The organism is Novipirellula sp., assembly GCF_041583735.1.
Lineage (GTDB): Bacteria > Planctomycetota > Planctomycetia > Pirellulales > Pirellulaceae > Novipirellula.
The window spans coordinates 1-5,365 of record NZ_JBFHFD010000601.1 but is presented as its reverse complement, the minus strand read 5'-3'; the positions used below and the strand labels follow the sequence as shown (position 1 = coordinate 5,365).

General features: G+C 56.5%; 4 protein-coding genes. 2 read left to right on the top strand and 2 right to left on the bottom strand.

Annotated features, from left to right (window positions below; genetic code table 11):
- Both ABX962_RS29225 and ABX962_RS29220 read left to right on the top strand, forming a co-directional pair.
- Positions 1 to 1,302: family 43 glycosylhydrolase (locus tag ABX962_RS29225; protein ID WP_372724799.1), on the top strand; the 1,302-nt coding region annotated here is incomplete at its 5' end.
- Between the two features lie 138 nt (positions 1,303 to 1,440).
- Entirely contained in the window at positions 1,441 to 2,718 is a 1,278-nt protein-coding gene (locus ABX962_RS29220) for a M48 family metalloprotease (RefSeq protein WP_372724797.1), read from the top strand.
- Here ABX962_RS29220 and ABX962_RS29215 read toward each other — a convergent pair.
- Positions 2,619 to 3,053, bottom strand: coding sequence for a hypothetical protein (locus tag ABX962_RS29215; RefSeq protein ID WP_372724795.1), 435 nt, complete (start codon positions 3,051 to 3,053; stop codon positions 2,619 to 2,621). The genes ABX962_RS29220 and ABX962_RS29215 overlap by 100 nt on opposite strands.
- Positions 3,054 to 3,126: 73 nt before the next feature.
- Positions 3,127 to 5,364 (bottom strand): hypothetical protein, encoded by a 2,238-nt coding sequence (locus ABX962_RS29210; RefSeq protein WP_372724793.1) that lies wholly within the window; start codon positions 5,362 to 5,364, stop codon positions 3,127 to 3,129.
- Between the last annotated feature and the right edge of the window lies 1 nt (position 5,365).

Sequence of the window (5,365 nt, the reverse complement as noted above, 5' to 3'; positions counted from 1 at the left end):
TATTTTGCGGGGTCCGACGGTAAAAACGAAAACCACTTGGCCTACGTGTTGCGTTCGGAGTCGAAAGATCCGCTGGGGCCGTACAAGCTGCAGGGTCCGTTTGCGACTGGCGACGGCGATGATGGACGCTCGCCGAACTTGTGGGCTATCGATATGACGGTGCTTGAACATCAGGGGCAACGGTATGCGATTTGGTCCGGTTGGGATGCGCCGGGCACCGATCAACAATATCTGTACATCGCACCGATGAAATCGCCGACGCAGCTAGCCGGACCTCGCGTTCGCATTTGTGATAACGATGATTACCTGTGGGAGCGCGTCGAGCCGAAGCCGAGTGAACGCGGACTCGCCGAAGGACCGCAAGTGTTAAAGCACGGCAAACGTACCTTTGTGATCTATTCATGTGGTGCGTCATGGTTGCCAACGTACAAACTTGGACAATTGGAACTGGTGGGTGACGATCCGCTCGATCCCGCGTCGTGGCAGAAAAACGATCGGCCCGTTTTTCAAGGGACGGCGGAAACCTATGGCGTCGGCCATTCCTGTTTCGTGCAAACGATCGACGGAAAACAGTGGTGGCATGTCTTTCACGCCAAACGCGATCGCGAACCCGGCTGGCGACGCAGCGTGTTGGTCCAGCCGATGCGATTTCGTCCGAATCATTCACCGATGTTCGGTAAGCCTGTCGCTGCGGGAGTGCCGCTGGATCGGCCCTCGGGTGAATCGAGTGTGAAATTGAAATTGCCTTGGAACGCTTCGTTTAAAAATCCTGCTGAGCTAGGCGACGGGGCTTACTACGGGCACCATCAATTCATCCGTCATGATGACGCGGGGGTGCATCTTGGCGTGATCCCTGAAACGCCGATCAACGCGTACCGCAGCGGCGAAAAATGGATGCTTGGCGGTGAGCTTCCTGCCGACGTTGATGCCGCTGTGACGATTGATTTTCGCGGCGATGCGGAAGCTCGGGATGCGGGGTTGCTGTTTCGCACGACCGCCGTAGCGGTCGGTTTTGATGCTCAGCGAGGATATTTTGCCGGTTTGATTCCGCGAGACAATCGCGTGATCTTTGGCCGTACCGATGGCCAAAATTGGCACGAAATCGCTCGCGCGGATCTGCAAATCGATCCCAATGTTGCCCACCGATTTCGGGTGCGAGCCAAGGGGGATCGTTTTGAGGTGTTTGACAACGGTAAGCTCGTTTTGACGAGCCGTGATGCTCATTACGCGACCGGCGGCATTGGATTGCGAGTCGTCAATACGCATTCCGTCTTTTCGGATTTGAGTATCGAGCCGTTGTAATCGATCCAATCGTATCATTCCGATCCAAGCCGGCTTTCTTGGCGGTGGATTGCAGGGCAAATTCCCGAATTTGAAAATTCCGGTGCTACACTCGGGATTCCCATTCGCGGAGCTAATTCCCTTTGCCCCGGCTCAATCATGCATCTGCAATCCTTCTTGTTCGTTGTCCTTTCGCTTAGTTGTGGTTCGTTGCCTGCGGGCGAAGTCGACATGATGCGGGCGGTCGTGGCAACGGCTGGAATGATCACGGCTTGGTGGATTCTTTGTCACGTCGCCGCTCGCACGACGTCGCGGCAAGTGCTGGCAGGCAATATCGAGCCAATTCAGGGGGCTCAGTGGCTGGAAACCCAATTGGATGTTTTTCGCTGGCTCAGCCTAGGCGTGATCGTGATGTGTTTAGGTGGCTTTGGTTTGGCTCGATCCCTCGATACATTGCCTGTGATTCAGCATTCGATGTTCTTGCAAGCTTTGGTGTTGTTGTTTCCTGGGCTCGCGCTCGCCGCCGCAAGCTGGTCGGCCGAACATCGTTATGGCGTCGTGCTCGATTACACCGATCGCGGTTTCGTTTCGCACCTTCGCAGCATCATCCGTTCTTTTCGTGGTGCAACGGCTTGGTTGGTCATCCCCGTGCTGATGTTGCTGGCCAGTGCGGATGCGATCACGCAGTTGCCGATCAGCGAGAGCCAGGCCGGTTGGGTCATGGGCATCTCGCTGGTGGTGTTCCTCGGTGCCGGCATGCCTTGGTTGGTTTCGCGACTATTCAAAACGTGTCCACTCGCCTCGGACACGGAAATTTGGGTAGCCAACGTGTTGTCTGCGGCGGGACTGCGTCGTACCAAGATGGTCCGCTGGCAAACCGAGGGCAATTCGTTCAACGCGTTGATTACCGGCTTTGTGCCTCCGCTTCGCACGTTGTTATTGTCGGATCGATTGCTCGACGAACTGCCGCGAGAACAGGTCGCGATGGTGGTGTTGCACGAAGCGGCTCATTTGCGTCGTCGTCATGTGCCGCTACGGATGTTCTCAATTTTGCCCGCCTGGGCCGTGGGAGCGATGGTGACCCATTTCGCGGGCGAGGCCAGCTGGGCGATGGTTGCAGGAAGCGTCGTCGCGATTGCGTTGACGTTGGTGATGCTGCGTTGGGTCGCCTATCGCACTGAATTTGATGCGGATGTCCAGGCCTGCCGATTCGCAGAACAAATTGCCTCGTCAGTCGAAGGGGTGCCGTCGACTTACACGGCCGCCGCCGAAACCCTCAGTCGAGCTCTGATTCGAGTCACCGCCGATCACCCGGCTGCACGCAAACCCACCTGGCTTCATCCCGGCGTCGTCGACCGAATTGAATGCATGCGTCGCCAACGGATCATTCCGAATAACAGCAGCGTGACCGCAGGGACCATCGCAAACCCGGTATAGCCGTGGATCAGCACCAACGTGTGCATCGTCGCGGTGGATGTGATCGGCATCATGCATCCAAAAATGCTGGCGATCGAAAGCAGCCCCGTCACAATCGTGGTCCAAAATCCGACTTGCAGCAGTGCGTTAGATCCTTGGACCCCGATCGCTTGGCCGAGTAGCAGAATCGCCAAGATCGGCAGCAGCGTGACCACGCCACCACTGGCCATCATGTGCAGGATCAAAGTCTTGCCTTCCAAATGATCGCCCAATAATGCCGGCAGCGCCGTGGCAGCAAGAACAATCGTGCAAACGACGATGGTGAACAAGCAAATCTGAGTGGCGAGTTTGATCATAGCTTCGAGTAGGGTGAGGTGCGGATCGGGCTTTTAGGGAGCAGCGTGCTGCGAGCTGAGAAGTCGCAACAAGTTAGGCGGTGGGAGGATGGTGGCGATGGTGACCCGCCAACCGCGAAGCCATCGCGCCGACACCGACCAACAGAATCAGACAGAGCACCAAAATCGAAGCTGCCATCAGATACTTGAACGACGCTCGCCCGACAAACAATTGGTTCCAAACGAGGGATTGATTTGGGTCGAGTCCTTGCAGCGATGCCATCGTGACCCGGGTTCCTTGATCAGGTCCGGGGCCAATCGATTGGACCGTCGATGCAAAGATGACGCTGTCTTCACGATGACATTCGGTACAACCGCCAACGCCCAACGCCCATCCGGCGGGGCGAACGTTGTGCGCGATCGGCCACGTCGTCATCTCAATCGCTTCCGCGTTCTGTATCTCGTCGCGTGGAACCTGAGAAACCGTTTTTCCGTCTTCACCGCGGCGATAAACAAAGCCGCTCGAGACATACACGGCGGTCTCGATCTTCAGCTCTTTTTCAAGCGATTCCAGCGACGCGGCGACTTTCTCGTTGAACGATTCGGTGCCAGCTTCTTTTTGAGCGATCGCCAATTTGTTACGCTCTTCCTCGTTGAGTTCTTCGTCGGACACTCTGTAGCGGTCATCGCCTAAGATCTTCTTGCGATCCGAGCTGCCGAGTTTGGGTGAGATGATCTCTTCGACAAAATCACGTCGCACCCGCAGCGATCGACGCGTCAAGTCATACGTGCTAGCTGGATCCAGAGGCTTGATTTTGCCATCGCTCAGCGAACCCCAGTACGCAGGCCAAATGGCTCGTTGCGGATAAATCTTTCCATCGTCCATCTTGCTGTAAATCGGACCTGCGATCGCAGGCAATTCGAACCCGGTACGATGCTCTTTGGATCCCAGCGAATGCGACAAGCTGGTCATGATCCGCACCGCCTCTTCACGCGGGACCGGTCCACCGTGGCACGCGGTGCAAGACAATTTGTCGAAATGCAGTGGCGGCAAACCTTGGTGATGCGGATAGGGAGCCCCCAGTCGTCCTGGGCGGGCGGCGATCATCGACGAATTTTGTTCGTCACCGAGATGGCATCCGCTGCAAGTGAGTGTTGATGTGGCGGTTGGGGTTAACGACGAGGCAGGATTTTGTTCGCCTTCAAATCCACGAACCGTATGGTGTTCGATGCCGTTGCGGTGACAATCAACACACTGCATCCCCGCACGAAGGTGAACGTCTTCGTCGTGCATCCAGCGATGTTCGATACCCGATTCGGTGACCGTCCGTTGGCTGTGGCACTGGAAGCACGCGTTGTTATGCGGTTCACGGATCACGTCCATGAAGACGGTGCCATCGAGTTCAAATTTTCGCGCGTCGTAGGTGACTTTGGGCAGCTTTTGCTGAGTCGACTCGTCGCTGGGGTCCGAGCCATCTTTGATCCGCGAAACACTTCCTTTGACAGTCCCGAGTCGCAGCGCCGCGGTTGCCGCCCATGCAAAGTTTTCGTCTTCGATCTGTTCACGCCGCGTGTTGAAGTCGTACACACCGCTGCTGGCGTGACAGACCATGCAATCGATTTCGATCGAACCGCTCAACGGCCAGCGGTTGGGTTTTGCCGAATCCTCCGCCGCGTTATTCGCTTCGGCGTCGCTCTGCTCTTGTTCGACATCTGACTCCGTCGCCGTTTTTGATTCGGCATCGTCGTCGGGAGCGACCGCCACACCGCCGCCAGCGAGTCGGCTGCCAAATTGATGCGTCATTTCCCAGTGGCTGATTCCCAATTCCTCAGGATCAAACGATCCTTTCCAATCGCGGTACGACAAGGGTAACTGAGTGCCGGTGCGTGCATCGGTCCAAATCCAAGGTTCGCCCGGACGACCATCGACCGAATCGTTCATGAAGGCATTAAAATGCCAACCGTGCGAGATCGCGGAATAATCGTGACAGCGACCGCAGGTGTTTAGCGGCGAATACGGTTGGTCCGATTCCGGCGTGATCTTGCGATTATTGACATCATACAGATCAATATGGTGAATGTAGCGAGCGTTTGAATCGCTGTGGGCGTATTTGCTGTCCGCGGCGACAACGCGTGCCCCAGGATCGCTGGCCAACCCCAGCACTAGGATCGAAAATCCGATCACGCGAATCATCGGCCCAATGATAGGTCTGCCGAGTCGCAGCATCCCGATTTGCAGCACCCCGATTTGCGAGACGCCGCTGGCACGCCAACGGGATTGCGAGTGGGAATCAAAACAGCGACCAGCAAGGAAATCGCGAGAACGAGACATC

What these genes read in the sequence shown, in the direction of transcription:
- ABX962_RS29215 (WP_372724795.1), bottom strand. Translation starts at nt 3,053, where the DNA reads ATGATCAAACTCGCCACTCAGATTTGCTTGTTCACCATCGTCGTTTGC.
- ABX962_RS29220 (WP_372724797.1), top strand. Translation starts at nt 1,441, where the DNA reads ATGCATCTGCAATCCTTCTTGTTCGTTGTCCTTTCGCTTAGTTGTGGT.
- ABX962_RS29210 (WP_372724793.1), bottom strand. Translation starts at nt 5,364, where the DNA reads ATGTCTCGTTCTCGCGATTTCCTTGCTGGTCGCTGTTTTGATTCCCAC.